At 40.4% G+C, this 15,524-nt stretch carries 16 protein-coding genes; 9 read left to right on the top strand and 7 right to left on the bottom strand.

The genetic code is table 11. The features are described from left to right. Nucleotides 1-43 precede the first annotated feature (43 nt). The 4 genes from A3G3_RS0112455 to A3G3_RS0112435 all read left to right on the top strand — a co-directional run bounded on the left by A3G3_RS0112455 (nucleotide 44) and on the right by A3G3_RS0112435 (nucleotide 4,032). The gene (locus A3G3_RS0112455; RefSeq protein ID WP_156802177.1) at nucleotides 44-772 is read left to right on the top strand and encodes an amino acid ABC transporter ATP-binding protein; all 729 of its coding nucleotides are present in this window, start codon (nucleotides 44-46) and stop codon (nucleotides 770-772) included. 86 nt (nucleotides 773-858) lie between these two features. After that, on the top strand, nucleotides 859-1,131 hold the full coding sequence (locus A3G3_RS0112450; protein WP_019520855.1) for a GNAT family N-acetyltransferase: 273 nt from the start codon (nucleotides 859-861) through the stop codon (nucleotides 1,129-1,131). A gap of 273 nt (nucleotides 1,132-1,404) precedes the next feature. Beyond that, nucleotides 1,405-3,270: a DUF294 nucleotidyltransferase-like domain-containing protein gene (locus tag A3G3_RS0112440; protein ID WP_019520853.1), complete on the top strand. Its 1,866-nt coding sequence runs from the start codon at nucleotides 1,405-1,407 to the stop codon at nucleotides 3,268-3,270. 96 nt (nucleotides 3,271-3,366) lie between these two features. Continuing rightward, nucleotides 3,367-4,032 (top strand): 3'-5' exonuclease, encoded by a 666-nt coding sequence (locus tag A3G3_RS0112435; RefSeq protein ID WP_019520852.1) that lies wholly within the window; start codon nucleotides 3,367-3,369, stop codon nucleotides 4,030-4,032. Between the two features lie 24 nt (nucleotides 4,033-4,056). On the opposite strand, the gene A3G3_RS0112430 is transcribed toward A3G3_RS0112435, so the two are convergent. Then, the gene (locus A3G3_RS0112430) at nucleotides 4,057-4,986 is read right to left on the bottom strand and encodes a polyprenyl synthetase family protein (protein WP_394261872.1); all 930 of its coding nucleotides are present in this window, start codon (nucleotides 4,984-4,986) and stop codon (nucleotides 4,057-4,059) included. Between the two features lie 322 nt (nucleotides 4,987-5,308). Here A3G3_RS0112430 and rplU point away from each other — a divergent pair, with 322 nt between their 5' ends. After that, the gene (rplU, locus tag A3G3_RS0112425; protein WP_019520850.1) at nucleotides 5,309-5,620 is read left to right on the top strand and encodes a 50S ribosomal protein L21; all 312 of its coding nucleotides are present in this window, start codon (nucleotides 5,309-5,311) and stop codon (nucleotides 5,618-5,620) included. Between the two features lie 23 nt (nucleotides 5,621-5,643). After that, complete coding sequence (gene rpmA / locus A3G3_RS0112420; RefSeq protein ID WP_019520849.1) at nucleotides 5,644-5,904, top strand: 50S ribosomal protein L27; 261 nt, start codon at nucleotides 5,644-5,646, stop codon at nucleotides 5,902-5,904. Between the two features lie 265 nt (nucleotides 5,905-6,169). Here rpmA and A3G3_RS0112415 read toward each other — a convergent pair whose 3' ends face one another. Next, the gene (locus A3G3_RS0112415; protein WP_019520848.1) at nucleotides 6,170-7,405 is read right to left on the bottom strand and encodes a lipoprotein-releasing ABC transporter permease subunit; all 1,236 of its coding nucleotides are present in this window, start codon (nucleotides 7,403-7,405) and stop codon (nucleotides 6,170-6,172) included. A gap of 303 nt (nucleotides 7,406-7,708) precedes the next feature. Between A3G3_RS0112415 and A3G3_RS0112405 the strand changes: the two genes are divergently transcribed. Continuing rightward, nucleotides 7,709-8,656 carry a hypothetical protein gene (locus A3G3_RS0112405; protein ID WP_019520846.1) on the top strand — a complete coding sequence of 316 codons (948 nt, stop codon included), beginning with the start codon at nucleotides 7,709-7,711 and terminating at the stop codon, nucleotides 8,654-8,656. Nucleotides 8,657-8,782: 126 nt separating this feature from the next. On the opposite strand, the gene htpX is transcribed toward A3G3_RS0112405, so the two are convergent. The 5 genes from htpX to hflX all read right to left on the bottom strand — a co-directional run bounded on the left by htpX (nucleotide 8,783) and on the right by hflX (nucleotide 13,777). Next, on the bottom strand, nucleotides 8,783-9,673 hold the full coding sequence (htpX, locus tag A3G3_RS0112400; protein ID WP_019520845.1) for a protease HtpX: 891 nt from the start codon (nucleotides 9,671-9,673) through the stop codon (nucleotides 8,783-8,785). A gap of 215 nt (nucleotides 9,674-9,888) precedes the next feature. Next, on the bottom strand, nucleotides 9,889-10,584 hold the full coding sequence (locus tag A3G3_RS0112390) for a lytic transglycosylase domain-containing protein (RefSeq protein WP_019520843.1): 696 nt from the start codon (nucleotides 10,582-10,584) through the stop codon (nucleotides 9,889-9,891). Between the two features lie 370 nt (nucleotides 10,585-10,954). Next, the gene (locus A3G3_RS0112385; protein ID WP_019520842.1) at nucleotides 10,955-11,698 is read right to left on the bottom strand and encodes an LrgB family protein; all 744 of its coding nucleotides are present in this window, start codon (nucleotides 11,696-11,698) and stop codon (nucleotides 10,955-10,957) included. A 2-nt stretch (nucleotides 11,699-11,700) separates the two neighbouring features. Further along, a complete protein-coding gene (locus A3G3_RS0112380) occupies nucleotides 11,701-12,153 on the bottom strand; it encodes a CidA/LrgA family protein (protein ID WP_019520841.1) in 453 nt (150 codons plus the stop codon). A gap of 202 nt (nucleotides 12,154-12,355) precedes the next feature. Beyond that, complete coding sequence (gene hflX / locus A3G3_RS0112375) at nucleotides 12,356-13,777, bottom strand: ribosome rescue GTPase HflX (RefSeq protein WP_019520840.1); 1,422 nt, start codon at nucleotides 13,775-13,777, stop codon at nucleotides 12,356-12,358. A 179-nt stretch (nucleotides 13,778-13,956) separates the two neighbouring features. Between hflX and A3G3_RS0112370 the strand changes: the two genes are divergently transcribed. Both A3G3_RS0112370 and A3G3_RS0112365 read left to right on the top strand, forming a co-directional pair. Further along, entirely contained in the window at nucleotides 13,957-14,829 is an 873-nt protein-coding gene (locus tag A3G3_RS0112370; RefSeq protein ID WP_019520839.1) for a lysophospholipid acyltransferase family protein, read from the top strand. A gap of 274 nt (nucleotides 14,830-15,103) precedes the next feature. Next, nucleotides 15,104-15,466, top strand: coding sequence for a roadblock/LC7 domain-containing protein (locus A3G3_RS0112365; protein WP_019520838.1), 363 nt, complete (start codon nucleotides 15,104-15,106; stop codon nucleotides 15,464-15,466). Nucleotides 15,467-15,524 lie beyond the last annotated feature (58 nt).

The following is a 15,524-nucleotide window of genomic DNA, read 5'->3' as shown; positions in this document are numbered from 1 at the left end:
TGGCGGTCTGGTGTCAGATGCAGGTCATGAAAGTGACGAAATGATGATAAATATCAATAAGATAAGCAAATGGTACGGTGATTTTCAAGTCTTGACTGATTGCACCGCTCACGTCCATAAAGGCGATGTGACGGTGGTGTGCGGGCCGTCAGGCTCTGGTAAATCCACGCTTATCAAAACCGTGAACGGGCTAGAAGCGTTCCAAAAAGGCGAAATTTTGGTCGACGGCATTTCGGTGGGGGACAAAAACACCGACTTACCAAAACTCAGAAGCCGTGTGGGTATGGTATTTCAGCATTTTGAATTGTTTCCACATTTGTCTATTGTGGATAACTTAAGCTTGGCTCAAATCAAAGTCTTGGGACGTAAAGAAGACGAAGCTCAAAAAAAGGGCTTGTATTACCTTGACCGTGTCGGCTTATCCGCTCACGCCAAAAAATACCCAGCGGAACTCTCAGGCGGACAACAGCAACGTGTCGCAATCGCCCGTGCCTTAAGCATGGACCCGATTGCCATGCTCTTTGATGAGCCAACGAGTGCCCTTGACCCTGAGATGATTCAAGAGGTGCTTGATGTGATGATTGAACTTGCCAAAGAGGGCATGACGATGATGTGTGTGACGCATGAGATGGGCTTTGCTCGTCAGGTGGCGAACCGCATTATCTTTATGGATAAAGGCAATATTGTTGAAAACTGTAGCCGTGATGAATTTTTTAGTGGGGCAAAATCGGAACGTGCTAAAGACTTTTTGGCGAAGATTTTAAATCATTAAATCAATTAACAAAAAAGCACTTTTCCAACCAAAAAAAATGCGTTATCATCAAAACGCATTTTTTTATGTTAATGTAAGGAAAATTTATGGAAATCATTCATAAAACAGATAATCAACGTTTTGAAACCGTTATTGACGGTGTGATCGCTTATTTAAGTTATAAAAAAGTAGATGATAACACGCTAGATTACAATCATACCATCGTGCCAGATGAATTAGGAGGTCGTGGCGTGGGTAAGGCGTTAGCGACTTTTGCCTTAGATTATGCTCGTGATAATAATGTTAAAATCGTGCCAAGCTGTTCGTTTGTGGCTCATTTTATTAACAAAAATCCAGAATATGATGAGCTGGTGGCATAAGTTTATAGTCAATCAATTAAGAACTTGTATTCATGCAAAAGCAAAATTTTATTGATAAACTTTATGAAAAAAACTCAAAACGTGATATTGTGAATACAAGTTCTAACAATGAAATTAAGATTTTCTTTCGTTGAGCTTGTTGAGCGATAACGAACACTTTGATAGGCTCGGTGTCACAAAGCTTCAACACGCCCTATAGAACGCCATAAATGGATCGTTATGACCGTTAAAACTTAGTATAATGCGTTTAGTTGACAAAAACAAAGATAGTCTATGAATAACGCCCTTTTTTATCTCAATCATCCCCCTTTTGATGTACTGACGGACAGCGAACGAAATCGCTTAGCAAAACACAGTAAAATCAGCTACTTAGACAAAGATACTACCGTGCCAAGCGAGTGGCGAGATGATTTTTTTGTCATTATTAAGGGTAAAATCAAGCATTTTGAAAACGGTGAACTCATCGCAGGGCTAAATGCATCCGACTGGTTTTTTAATAAAACCACCGAAGCTATTACCTCCGAGCAGACCTTGTTATATCGGCTTGATGGTGGTGTTGTTGATGAGATTGCCAAAAATAATATCAAATTTGGATCGCTGTTGTTTGCCGATTTGTCCGCACGTACTCAGGCAAGCCAAGACCGCCGTGCCTTTTCTGAAACCCAAAGCTTATTGTCCATCGCCATTAAAGATTTGCACGAGCATATCAGAGAGCCGAATATCATTGACGACACGGCAAGTCTGTATGATGCTACCTGTGCCATGAATACTGCCCACGCCAAGCACATTTTAGTCAAAAAAACCGATAATAATCAGATGCTTGGAAAATTAATAGATAAAATCTACGTCCAACATATCGGTATATGTACCCAGACGGATGTGTGCCGTGCAGTGGCAGACAGTGTGGATTTCAAGACTACGCCTGTTGGTTGTTACAGTTTGTTTAATGTGAAAGCCATTCATCATGAGCAGGACGTGAGCGAAACACTAGTTACCATGCTAGAAAATAAAGTCCACCGCTTACCCATTATTGATGATGACGGGCAGATTATTGGCGTGATTGGGCAGACTGAGCTGTTAAATTTTTTAACCAATCATACACAGATGATAATGACTCGCATTGATAATGCCACTAGCCTTGATGAGTTGGCGATAGCGGTAAATTTGATTGGTAAATATATCCGCCGTCAGCATGAGCAAGGCATGAAAGTGGGGCTGATTGCCCGTGCGGTGCAAAGCCTAAACCGCTATGTCTTTGAAAAAGCATGGAAACTCATTGTCCCCAAAGTGGTTTTTGATAACACGGCAGTTTTTGTCATGGGTTCGGAGGGGCGTGGCGAGCAGATTATGCGTACCGACCAAGATAATGCCTTGATTATTCATGATAATTTCTTTAATAATTCTGACAATTATCTTAAAAAAGAGCATTTACAAGCCTATGCCGACACCTTTAACCGTGTGCTAAATGACTTTGGCTATCCGTTTTGTGATGGTAATATCATGATGAAAAATGCGATGTGGCAACTCTCCTTAGCTGATTTTAAATCACAGATTAGCAGTTGGTATTTAACCCCTGACAGCCAAAATCTGATTTATCTTGCCACCCTGCTTGATGCTCATTTTATCTGTGGTGATAAGGCGTTATTTGATGAATTGCACCGACGTATCTTTGATTTTTATCAGGATTTTCACGGCAGTAATTTTATCAATCGGTTTGCCTTGCCTACCGTTCAGATTAGCGATACCGCCAGTTTTTGGCAAAAATTCACAGGTGGAAGCGATAGCGACATTGACCTAAAAAAAGCAGGAATTTTCCCCATTGTGCATGGCACACGTACGCTTGCCTTAGAATACGGCATCACAGATTCTAGCACCAAAGCTCGGCTAAACGCTCTTGTCAAAAAAGGGGCAATAGATGAAAAACTTGCTAAAAATACCCTAGAAGCCCTAGAATTTTTCTTATCAAAACGCCTAGCCGTATCACTCATCACGTCTGATAAAACCGCCCGTAAGGTTAATCCAAATACGTTGTCAAGCCTTGAGCGAGATTTGTTAAAAGAAAGTCTGATTGTGGTGAAACAATTTAAAAGTTTTATCATTCATCATTATCGGCTAGATGTATTTGGGGTGAGTCGGTAAATCATTTTAATTCAAAAACTGATTGCAGCGGCCTAATGCTTACGCCCAAGCTCAAAAACAATCTCAAAAATCATTGATGATAAATAGGTAAGATTGATGAAATTTTTTAAAAAGTTATTTGATAAAAATTATAAATTTAATTATTTGCGTGATAAGGCATTATCTCGGTTAACTGATGATAATTATCGTTATTTGTTTGATGACACCATGTCAGATGAGTGGGTCTGCTTAGATTTCGAGATGACGGGCACCGACCCTAAGACAGACAAAATCTTAAGCGTCGGAGCGGTAAAAATCGTCAAAGATAACTCAATGTTCACGCTTGATATGACCGCTTCTCTTTCCATGATTTGCCGTCCGCCTGTCATGCCAAACACGGACAGCATTGTCATTCATGGACTTCGCCCAATGGATTTAGAAAATGGCTTAGATTATCGAATGATGTTGCAAGCACTTTTACCGCTCATTGCTAGTCGCCCCATTGTGGGGTTTTGTACAGGCATGGATAAGGCGTTTTTAAATGCCGAGGTAAAAAAATATCTCAACGTGGAACTCATCAATCCGTGTCTAGATGTCAGTATCATTGAGCAAAATTACCGTCAAAAACGCACGAGAAATCCCGATATGATTGCCGAGCAAAAGCATTTGAATACCTTAATAAGTGAGTACAATATACCGCTACTGCCCGCCCACGATGCCTTAAATGATGCGGTGATGACAGGTATGCTTTTTTGTAAACTGATGAATTTGGATAAAAAATAATGTTAGCTAAACTTAATTTTTAGTCTAATATAACCGCTGACTTGCCAACTGCATTAAATCCAATAAGCCTTGACGATACACTGAACTTGGTAAACTTAACACCGCTTCTTTTGCTAAATTGGTTTCGTGTATCGCCTTTTCACGGCAATATTCCAATGCACCAGAGGCTTTAACAATCGCAATAATCTGCTTGCTATCCGCCACTTCGCCTGTTTGTATCGCAATTCGTAAGGTTTCATAATCGCTTGGGTTGTTAATTTTGGTAAATTCTAAGGCTTTAATTAACGGCAAAGTCGGTTTACCTTCGGCAATATCATCGCCAACATTTTTGCCCAACACGTCGCTATCGCCTGTAAAATCCAACACATCATCAATAATTTGAAAGGCATTACCAAAATGTTGCCCAAATTTGGCAAAGGCTTCGTCAAATTCTGCACGATTATGCAAAATCGCCACGCCTTGACTGGATAACATAAACAAACGAGACGTTTTACCATCAATGATTTTCATATAATCATCTTCGGTAGCTTGTGGATTGTGCTGATGTTGTAACTGCAACACTTCGCCTTCGGCAATATCACAAGTACCATCGGAAAACAGCTTTAACAAGGGTAACGAACCAAACGCTACCAACAAATTAAATGCCCGAGCAATCAAATAATCACCCACCAAAACTGCCGTGGCATTGTCCCAAGTCGCATTGGCGGTTGGTTTGCCACGTCGCATACCCGAGCTATCAATCACATCATCATGCACGAGCGTTGCGGTGTGGAGCATTTCGGTAATCGCCCCTAAGTGCATGGCTGGTTGAAACTGCTTATCTTCACAAATCCGAGAACACAACAGCGAAATCAGCGGACGCATCCGCTTGCCACCTGCATCAATGACGTGCTGACTAACCGCCATGACGAGCTGAACTTTAGAGTTTAAACTACCAAACACTTGTTTATCCATAATCTCAAAATCATGGGCAACAATGGACTGAATTTGGGCATAAGTGATCGGATTGCTATTGGTATCAGCAGGATTGGTTGCGACGTTTGGGCTTGACATACTTAAAAACTCAATAAATATTGGTAAAATTTAACAATTTTTTAGCAAAAATAAGCATCACTATACCACAAAACCTTAAAAGAAAATAGTGCTAAAACCACTTGCAAAACCGTCAAAAATCAAGTAGAATTACGCCCCTATATTCTATTCATTCCCTGTGTATCCGTTTAAAAGCATTACCGTCGGTAATCACGGTGTACGGGTTTTTTTTGGAGCAACCCAAATGTATGCAGTAATCAAAAGTGGCGGTAAACAACACCGTGTAACAAAAGATGAGCTTTTAAAAGTTGAATTACTAAAAGCTGAAAAAGGCGAAACCATTAAAATTGAAGATGTATTAATGGTTGTTGACGGTACAAATATCAAAATTGGTCAACCGTTAGTTGCTGGTGCAAGTGTTGACGCAGAAGTGGTTGAGCATGGTCGTGGTGAAAAAGTACGTATCGTAAAACATCGTCGTCGTAAACACTACCACAAAGAGCAAGGTCATCGCCAATGGTACACCTTGTTAAAAATCAAAGCAATCAACGCTTAATCAACTATTTTAGGAGCTAACTCATGGCACATAAAAAAGCAGCAGGTTCGACTCGTAACGGTCGTGATTCTAACCCAAAAATGTTGGGTGTAAAAGTTTTCGGCGGTCAACAAGTTATCGCAGGTAACATTATCGTTCGTCAACGTGGTACAGAATTCCACGCAGGTGAAGGCGTTGGTATGGGTCGTGACCATACTTTATTCGCTTTGACTGACGGTGTGGTAAAATTTGCGGTAAAAGGTAAATTTAGCCGCCGTTATGTAAGCGTTGAAAGTGCATCTTAATTTTAACAGTTAAGATTGTAACTTTTTAAAGTTATCAAAACCCAGTCTTATTAGATTGGGTTTTTTGTTTTTATTTGTATCTAACCATAATTTTGTAGTGTAAAAATTATAAGTTGTCTGGTAGGGTGGATTATCGATAGCGTAACCCACCAAATTAGACGAAATATTAATCTTTTTAATAGTGGGTTGTGACCAAAAAGATGGGTTAACCTACTGTAAAAATATATATTCAATTTTATTTCACTACTTACCAACTTACCAAGCTTTATTCATACCGCAACGTCTGAGCAGGTTGAATACTTGATGCTCGTCTTGCAGGATAAATCGTTGCCAAAAAGCTAATGACCAACGATGCCGATACGATAATCGCCACATCTTGCCACTCCAACTCTGACGGTAAATAATTGACAAAATACGCATCAAACAAGTGTAAACCAAACACTGTATTTACCCAGCCGACCACATGGCTTACTGATAATGCCATAATCACACCCAAAATCGTGCCTGAAATCGTACCAATCACGCCAATAAATAAGCCTTGCACCATAAACACTTGGGTAATCAATTTTGGTGATGCCCCAAAGGTCTTTAAAATCGCAATATCGGCTTTTTTATCGGTTACCAGCATGACAAGCGATGAGACAATATTAAACGCTGCTACCAAAATAATTAAGAATAACAACAACCCTACCATGGCTTTTTCCATTTGGATTGCTCCAAACAAATTGCCATGCGTGGTTGTCCAATCGCTTGGTAACAATAGACTAGGGGAGAGATTGGCTGCTTCACGAGCAAGTTTTGGGGCAAGGAACAAGTCATTAAGTTTCATACGAATGCCTTGAGCACCATCTGGTAGCCGTAGCAACGTTCCTGCATCGTTCATCGGAATAAACGCCATAATGCCGTTCACTTCAGGGCTAATGTCATAAATTCCGCTTACGGTAAACCGCTTAAAACGGGGAATAACCCCTGCAGGCGACGGTGAGGCTTCAGGCAATACCAAAGTTACCTTATCGCCCAACCGTACATCTAGCGACTGTGCCATATCTCGCCCAATTACGATGTTAAACGCCCCTGCTTTTAGGCTATCAATATTGCCTTCATACATATGCTGATGAATGATGGACACATTTTTTTCGTACTCAGGCTCAATCCCTGTTACCATAATCCCTGCAACTTGGGCGTTAGCGGTGAGCATACCTTGTAACTGGACAAAAGGAGCTACTGCTTCTACATTGGGATTTTCATTGATTTTGTGGGCAAGTTGTTGCCAATCAGGAATAATCTCACCTGCGGTAACCGTCGCCTGTGGCACCATGCCCAAAATACGGCTTTTGAGTTCACGGTCAAAGCCATTCATCACTGACAACACGGTAATCAGCACCGCCACCCCAAGCGTCAGCCCAATCATTGAAATCAGCGAAATAAACGAAATAAAACGGTTACTCCGCTCGGCTCTGGTATAACGCAAGCCCAAAAATAAAGCTAAAGGACGAAACATAAACTACTTACTTCCAAATTTTACAAGAAAATTTTACAATGAATTGATACAATTAAAAACGCGATAGTTTGGCATATTTTAACCCAAAAAGGTATTGTTTTTCGTTGAAAATACACAAAATTTTTTGAAAAATGAAACTTTTATCGAAAAAAATTGATCCTTTAGCCAAATTTGATAAAAATTTATAAAAAAATAAGCAAAAAATCCAATTTTTTGTGAAAAATTCATCATTCATAGGTGAAAAAAATTTAACAGACCCCATTTATAATCCATGTTAATAATTGATAGCACAGGGCTGTTTCCATGATTACCAATTCGCCAGACATTATTTCACTAAATTGTGAACAAGCCGTTGGTCATGCCGACCATTGGGCGTGTTTTACCAATCAGATTTCACAAGATGTACCAACATGGCTCGCTGAACATATTGATAATGCGACTTTGCCAACGCCGCTACAGGCACACAAGCAGTCTTGTATGCTGTTGTCAGGCAATCAGCCCATTCATTTGAATCAAATTATTAACGTGGATGAGCAGGGTAAGCCGATCCGTTTTGTCAATGCCTATCCGTGTGTGAACAGTCCGTACACCCAGTGGGCGGTGATTGAAAGTGTGTATCATTGTGCGGAACAAGCCGAAGCCATTTTACGCCTAAAGTTAGATGACGGCACGATTGTTTACGCTTTTGACGTATTTTATGCGATGAATGGGCAATTTTACCAAAAAAATCAACGTTATCGAGTTAATCTTGGGGCGTTTGCCTATGATGTGAAACCAAGCAACCGTTCGGAAGTGATTGTAGTTGATCAACCTGACGCCATCCGTTATCACCGTGCCTTTAACGATATTTTGGCAAAAAACAACAATGTTGCCCCTGCGGATCTGGAAGCCCAAATTGCTAAATGGCAACCTGACCCTGCGGATTTACCGCTTGAACCGATTGAAATTAACGTGGGTAATATGTGTGCGTATTTGTTCGGTGATACGCTTGGGCAACAAGATGAAGCATGGTGTCAAGGGCAAGTGGTTGGGAAACAAAACACAATATTTAACGGTATTGAGTTTGTGCTATTGGATGTGGTGATTTTGCGTGAAAGCCTTGATAATCCTGTCGTTATTCGTATGGCGGCCAATGTGAAAGATATGGATAAATCTATTGAAGTCAATCATTATATCCAAGCTAATATTTGGCTACAAGCGACCATTTATCAGCAAAATCAAACTGTGTTGTCAATGCAGGTGAAAAGCTAGAACTGTTTAGCATTGGTTTAACTATACCGATTGAAAATTTTTATCGTAATGTCGTGTTTTCTTAAATATCATTCAAAAAAAGTGCATTCCATTTAACGACTGCACTTTTTATTTTTTCTTCTAAAATCAAGCATTTAATTTTTGCAAACTCGCAATCCTATCATCTAAGGTTGGGTGGCTTGCAAACAATTTCGCAATAAACCCTTCGGCACGACCTTCATTAATCGCCATGGCTTTCATGCCTTCAGGCAAATAATCAGGGCGTTGACTCGCAGGTTTTAGCATATTTAACGCCGAAATCATTTTATCACGCCCTGCCAACTTTGCCCCCATTTCGTCAGCACGAAACTCACGATAACGAGAAAACCACATTACGATCGCAGATGCCACAAAGCCAAATACGATATCCAACACCATAGTGGTCAGATAATAGCCCATACCGTAGCCTTGTTCATTTTTAAACACCGCTCTATCCACGAATTGACCAATAATGCGTGCAAAAAACATCACAAACGCATTCATCACGCCTTGCACCAACGCCAGCGTTACCATATCGCCGTTGGCAACATGTCCAATTTCGTGGGCGAGTACCGCTTCCACTTCATCTTGGTTCATGGTTTGCAGTAGCCCTGTCGACACCGCTACTAAGGCTTTGTTTTTATTCGAACCTGTGGCAAATGCGTTTGGCGATGGGTTGTCAAAAATCCCCACTTCGGGCATATCAATTTTTACCATTTCGGCTTGACGGCGTACGGTTTCCACGAGCCAAACTTCCATCGGATTACTCGGATTTTCAATCACTTTTGTGCCTGTGGAACGTTTTGCCAGCCATTTTGACAAAAACAACGACACCAATGAGCCAATCATACCGTACATAAAACACATCATCATCAGCCCCATCATGCTACCACGAGAGCCGATATGAATGCCGAATACTTGGCTTAAAATCATCATGACGATGCCAAACACCACCATGACCGCAATATTAGTCAACAAAAATAGACCAATTCTTAACATAATGACTGTTTCCTATACAACTAAATACCTAAAAATAGATGTTGGATAATAACGAGAATATAAGGCAAAAAAGACAAATCCACAAGTAAAACTTTGCAGATAATTGTATTTTTTCGTAAAAATTTTGCAAATCAATCGCCAAAATCAAAAAAACCAGTAATTTACTGGCTTTTTTGGCAAACAATCAAATTTGTTAAATAAAAATGCTGAAAAAATTATCGGCGAGCTTGTAAATTTGGGTCATTACGATACAAATTATGATAACGGCTAATTACCCGTTTAACGTAGTCTCGTGTTTCACGAAATGGCGGAATACCACCGTATTTTGACACGTTGCCTTCACCTGCATTATAACCTGCAATGGCGTGTTCTAAATTACTAAAACGTCCTGTCAAATACTTGATATATTTGGCAGCACCTTCAATATTTTGGGCGGGGTCCCACGCATTGGCAACGCCAAATCGTCTGGCAGTTGCTGGCATCAGTTGCATTAAGCCTTGAGCCCCAACGGGCGAGCGGGCATTTGGGTTAAAGCCTGATTCGGTGTGCATCATCGCTTTCATCAAAGCAGGGTCAACACCATGACGCAATGCCGAGGCTACGATTAGGCTATCATAGGCATTGCGGTTTTTGCTACCGCTAGCCGGCACGGCGTATTCGTTGCTACCCCAGTTGCTATAGCTATGCACGTTGGTGTCGGGGTAGTAGGTGACTTTCACAGTTTGGGTAAATTTAGAAAAATTTTCCCCTGTTGGCTTACCATTATTCACCACATTGGTTAATAATACTTGCCCTTTGCTGTCTTTGAACACATACATATTGGCGGAATAAGCGGTGGTTGTCGCACCCAATGCCACCAACAAAGAGCACGGCATGAATTGAAGTAAAAATCGTGTCTGTTTTGCAAACATGAATTAACCTTTTAAAAAATCTGACAAATAAAGAAATATGAACTGCTTAAATATAGCATAATTTTGCAAAAATAGCGAAAATTTTGTTAAAAAACAGATAACTGGCGGTAACATTTTCCTTAAATGCAAATTTGGCAAAAATCTGTAAAAAAAATCTGAAAAAAATCAAAAAAACTGCTTGATTTTGCTAAGTGTGTGATTTTTTTAGCAAAAAAATAAGGTTAGAAGTTGGTTAAAAAATGTACAATTTTAGCCAAAAGCCGATAGTTACAGGGCTAATTTGTCAACTTTTTAAGTTATCCACAAGGTTATCCACAGTTTTTGTGGAAACTTTTTTAAATTTTTGATTTTAAACGAAAATTTATGTGGTTTAAACCGATTGCCAAGCCAAATACACAATCGGAAACCAAATGGCGGTGATAATGCCATTAACCGCCAAGCCAAACGCCGCATAACGTCCTGCCAGTGGGCTGATTTGCCAAGCTTCGACCGTACCGAATGCATGAGCGACCAGACCTAATGCCAAGCCTTTGGCACGTTCGTCGGCGACATCTTTGAGCAAAAATTTGCCTGCAAATGCCCCCATTAAGCCCGAAATCACAATGATTAAATTTACCATGGCGAGCGGTGCATTGACAAGGGTTGCGATATTGAGCCCAATCGGGGTGGTGACGGAACGTGATGAAAACGCCATAATCGTCTCATGGCTTAGGCTCAAGCCTGTCGCTAACAGCATGGGAAATAATGCCCCTGTGGTTGTGGCTAGCAGAATGATTTTACTGAGTTTTTTTAAGGGGATACCGTCAAAATTCAGCGATGCCAACGGAATCGCCAACATTACGGTAACATAGCCGAGTAAGTGACTGAACAACGGTTGGGCAAGGTTATAATAATGCCGATAACCCCAACCTGATAAAAATAATAATAACAGCGTTAAAGAAATCGCAAAAATAATCGCAGGAATGACTCTGATTTTGGCATTTAGCAGCCGAGAACCAACATGAGCGACCAACGTCAAAATCACCGCACAGGCGAGCATCATGCCTGAGCTGATATTTTCTAGGTATTCAGGTGGTAAATTGGTGGTTAAACTGCTTAGCACAAGGGCGGGCATGGTTAGTTTTCTCCTTGTGGCTTTTGTGATGTGGGTTGGGTTTTGGTTGGCATTTGACGATTGCGTAATGTTCTACCGTTGAGCCAACGCCCTGCTAAATGCCCAATCGCCCATAACGGAAATAGCGTGCTAATCGCCATAATCGCAAACATTCGCCAAAACTCATCGCCCAAATTAAACATCAGCAAACCTGCCCCTGCTGAAATCGGTAAAAAGGCAAAACCGCTATCTTTGAGCCAAATATTACTAGATTCGGTGAGCCAAGTCGGTAAACCTTTGGTAAATCGCCAAATCATCAACAAAACTAACATTACCACCATGCCAATAATATTGCCTGCTGAGCCTAAACCGAGCGGTTCACTTAGCCACATACAACCTTCACGCACGATAACCACGAGCAATAACGTGGCAAGCATTGGCAAAAAGCGTTGTTTTACGGTGGCAAAATTTGGCATGATAATCACTTGTATTTAATAATTTGGTTTTGTTGATTTAGATTTGTTAATTGGTATTTATTTTGTTGTTGTAGCATGAGTTAGTTTGCAAAAACCACCGATTAATGAATAAAATCAATTGGGTAAATGACTATAAAATTATCTATATCAACCAATTATAACCAACGCCTTGTAAAAATTATAGTAAAAAATGATGGCTATATTATTTAAAAATATCGTCATAGGTTAAATCGAATTCATCGTCAAGCGTTTCGGTATTTTGTTGGTTTCGTTTGGCTTGTTGGGCGATTTCAAAAGGCTCAAGCGGTGGGATAAGGCGTGCGACATCATTGGCAGTTAATACGTCATCGGCACGGATTTGATATTGTCCGAGTAGTTGGCGTAAGCGATGATTAGCAAGATGTACGTTCACGAGCGTATTGCCATGTTCATCATAAGTTAGTTGTTGGATAACGCCTAATTCGTGCAAACTATTTAACAATTGTCCGCTATTTACCAAAGTTGGGGTGATTTTGAGTTGGTAATCTTGCAGTTTCCCTGCGATAAGTTGTTGTACGGCTAGGGTAAGTTTGTCCATGCCAAGCCCTGCTTTTGCCGAGACATAGACACGGTTGGGTTGCTCGCTATCACCGTAACCGATATGCGGTGGTTCGCCTGTGAGGTCAATTTTGTTAAACACATTTAACACAGGCACATCATTTTCAATTTGGCTTAAGACACTTTTAACCGTATCTATTTGTTCGTGCATATCTTCCCGACTGCTGTCAATGACGTGGAGCAACAAATCGGCTTCTAAGGTTTCTTCTAAGGTAGCGTGAAAGGCTTCCACCAATTCATGCGGTAAATGACGCACAAAACCTACCGTATCCACCAAAATCACCGAACCAAGTCCATCCCATTTAACACGGCGTAAGGTTGGGTCTAATGTGGCAAATAGCTGATTAGCAGCGTAAATATTTTCATTTGCCAAATGGTTAAATAAGGTAGATTTCCCTGCGTTGGTGTAACCCACGAGTGAAATGGTTGGAATGTCGGATTTTTGGCGTTTGGCACGTCCTTGGGCACGAGTTTGTTTGACTTTATCCAACTTGGCTTTGAGCTGATTGACGCGTACTTGTAATAAACGGCGGTCGGTTTCTAGTTGGGTTTCGCCCGGCCCACGCAAGCCAATACCACCTTTTTGCCTCTCCAAATGCGTCCAGCCACGCACCAAGCGAGTTGCTAAGTGATTGAGTTGAGCTAGTTCTACTTGCAATTTACCTTCATAAGTTCTGGCACGTTGGGCAAAAATATCTAAAATTAAGCCTGTACGGTCAAGCACACGACATTTTACCAAACGTTCCAGGTTTCGCTCTTGGGATGGGGTTAAACTGTGGTTAAAAATGACAATATCCGCCTCGTGCTGTTCTACCAAATCGGCGATTTCTTCGGCTTTGCCCGTGCCAACAAAATATTTGGCATCAGGCTTACTGCGAGTACCTGTGACAATCGCTTGTTGGCTCGCCCCTGCGGACTCAACCAAAAGTTGAAATTCTTCCAAATCGTCAGGGTCGGTTAAATGGGTTAAGGTCAAATGTACCAAAATAGCATTTTCACCGCCTTGATGTCGCTCAAAATATTCCAAATACGTATCCTTTAAAAATTTAAACTAAGTTAGAACCTGTATTATATGGTGATAATTGGCAAAATTACAATTTTTCTGTAAGAGATTAACAAATATTTAAAACATAGCCATGCGTTTTTTATGATTTTTTGGCAAAACATTGCTATAATAAAACAGTTGTTAACTAAAAAAGGTTATCTATGTCAAGCCAAACCAACCAAAATCAAAAAAAATCTAGCAAAAGTGTCATGACAAGTTTAGTATTAAGTTCATCTAAACAGTTGATTAACCCAAAAAACTACACACCGTCAGCGATAAAAACCCAACTCTCTCGCACCAAACGTGTGAGCAATGCCTTAACCGCCTTGGCAAAAGTGAGTAAAGTCGCCTACGATGTCAATCATCAACCCAATACCACCAATCAAGAAATTATCCAAGCTATTCAAAACTTTTGCCGAGAGTTTTGCCAATCCATTCATTTGGACGTGATTGCAGTCAAGCCAATTCCACAACATCACGCATTATGGACGAGCAATCACATCTCGTGGCTAGATATTCCTGTGGTTGGCAGTATTATTCCGACCTTTTTTTTATCCAAAGCCGAAATTGCTAAATGGCCGTTAATCGGTTGGTTGGCACGCACGGGCAACACCTTATTTATTCAACGTGGTTCGGGCGATACAGGGAGCGTGAGCGAGCAAATGGGCAGGTTTTTGCAGGCAGGTTCACCTGTGGTATTTTTTCCTGAAGCCACCACCACAGACGGTAAGGCGATTAAAAAAATTCATGGCAAGTTACTGCAATCTGCGATTGATACAGGTGTGAATATTCAGCCGATTGTGATTGCCTATGTCAATGATAAAGGGCAGTTAGATGAGAGTATCCCTTACTTTGGCGATATGAATTTTTTGCAAAGTGTCAAACGTGTGCTAGATAATCGACCCGCGAAAGCCTATGTATTGCCCCTTGAACCAATTAATCCTATTGGTAAAAGCCGTGATGAACTGACCGAAATTTTGCAAAAAGCCATGATAAATGGCTTAGCCGAACTACATCAACAAGTAGTACGTTAATGATAAACTCAACAAAAAATTGGATAAACGTTGTTAAATAAATGATAATAGGCAATTTTTTGTTAGTTTTTTTGGTGAAACATCACAAAAAATCGGTTATAATGACAAAAATATTTTTAAATATGCCGATTATTAACCACTTACTAGAATATATAAAAATAGGGCGTTAATAACGGTTTCTTTTTAACCAAATAACATTTTAATAAAAATTAAACTTGACTAAATACTCTATTAAAATGTTATAAAAATTAGACAAAACCAAAGGATAGATGCCATGCGTACCGAAATGTTCCAACAAATTTTAAATGATTTAAATAGCTCATCATCAGATGTAGAAGCATCTGCTTTGATTTCAACTGACGGTTTGATGATTGCATCAGCATTGCCAGTAGGTATCGACGAAGACCGTGTTGGTGCGATGTCAGCAGCGTTGCTATCGCTGGGTGACCGTGCAGGTCGTGAACTAGCACGAGGTACGATTGAGCGTGTTATGGTGCAAGGTGAAAAAGGCTACGTCATTATGTCATCATCAGGTTCTGAAGCGGTATTGACCGTTTTGACTAAGCCAAATGCAAAATTAGGTTTGGTATTCCTAGATATTAAACGTGCCTCAGAAGCCTTGGCAAAATTAATCTAATTCTTTTGTAATCATTTTTAAAAAATTAGATTTTGTGACAAAATTATTAAGTTTAATA

Origin of the sequence: Moraxella boevrei DSM 14165, assembly GCF_000379845.1 — a bacterium.
GTDB lineage: Bacteria > Pseudomonadota > Gammaproteobacteria > Pseudomonadales > Moraxellaceae > Faucicola > Faucicola boevrei.
Note: the sequence above shows the minus strand (reverse complement) of the source record. Positions and strands in the feature narration are given on the sequence as shown.

Excerpts from the sequence above, each read along its gene's own strand:
- A3G3_RS0112455 (WP_156802177.1), top strand. The coding sequence starts at position 44 with ATGATAAATATCAATAAGATAAGCAAATGGTACGGTGATTTTCAAGTC.
- A3G3_RS0112450 (WP_019520855.1), top strand. The coding sequence starts at position 859 with ATGGAAATCATTCATAAAACAGATAATCAACGTTTTGAAACCGTTATT.
- A3G3_RS0112440 (WP_019520853.1), top strand. The coding sequence starts at position 1,405 with ATGAATAACGCCCTTTTTTATCTCAATCATCCCCCTTTTGATGTACTG.
- A3G3_RS0112435 (WP_019520852.1), top strand. The coding sequence starts at position 3,367 with ATGAAATTTTTTAAAAAGTTATTTGATAAAAATTATAAATTTAATTAT.
- A3G3_RS0112430 (WP_394261872.1), bottom strand. The coding sequence starts at position 4,986 with ATGGATAAACAAGTGTTTGGTAGTTTAAACTCTAAAGTTCAGCTCGTC.
- rplU (WP_019520850.1), top strand. The coding sequence starts at position 5,309 with ATGTATGCAGTAATCAAAAGTGGCGGTAAACAACACCGTGTAACAAAA.
- rpmA (WP_019520849.1), top strand. The coding sequence starts at position 5,644 with ATGGCACATAAAAAAGCAGCAGGTTCGACTCGTAACGGTCGTGATTCT.
- A3G3_RS0112415 (WP_019520848.1), bottom strand. The coding sequence starts at position 7,405 with ATGTTTCGTCCTTTAGCTTTATTTTTGGGCTTGCGTTATACCAGAGCC.
- A3G3_RS0112405 (WP_019520846.1), top strand. The coding sequence starts at position 7,709 with ATGATTACCAATTCGCCAGACATTATTTCACTAAATTGTGAACAAGCC.
- htpX (WP_019520845.1), bottom strand. The coding sequence starts at position 9,673 with ATGTTAAGAATTGGTCTATTTTTGTTGACTAATATTGCGGTCATGGTG.
- A3G3_RS0112390 (WP_019520843.1), bottom strand. The coding sequence starts at position 10,584 with ATGTTTGCAAAACAGACACGATTTTTACTTCAATTCATGCCGTGCTCT.
- A3G3_RS0112385 (WP_019520842.1), bottom strand. The coding sequence starts at position 11,698 with ATGCCCGCCCTTGTGCTAAGCAGTTTAACCACCAATTTACCACCTGAA.
- A3G3_RS0112380 (WP_019520841.1), bottom strand. The coding sequence starts at position 12,153 with ATGCCAAATTTTGCCACCGTAAAACAACGCTTTTTGCCAATGCTTGCC.
- A3G3_RS0112370 (WP_019520839.1), top strand. The coding sequence starts at position 13,957 with ATGTCAAGCCAAACCAACCAAAATCAAAAAAAATCTAGCAAAAGTGTC.
- A3G3_RS0112365 (WP_019520838.1), top strand. The coding sequence starts at position 15,104 with ATGCGTACCGAAATGTTCCAACAAATTTTAAATGATTTAAATAGCTCA.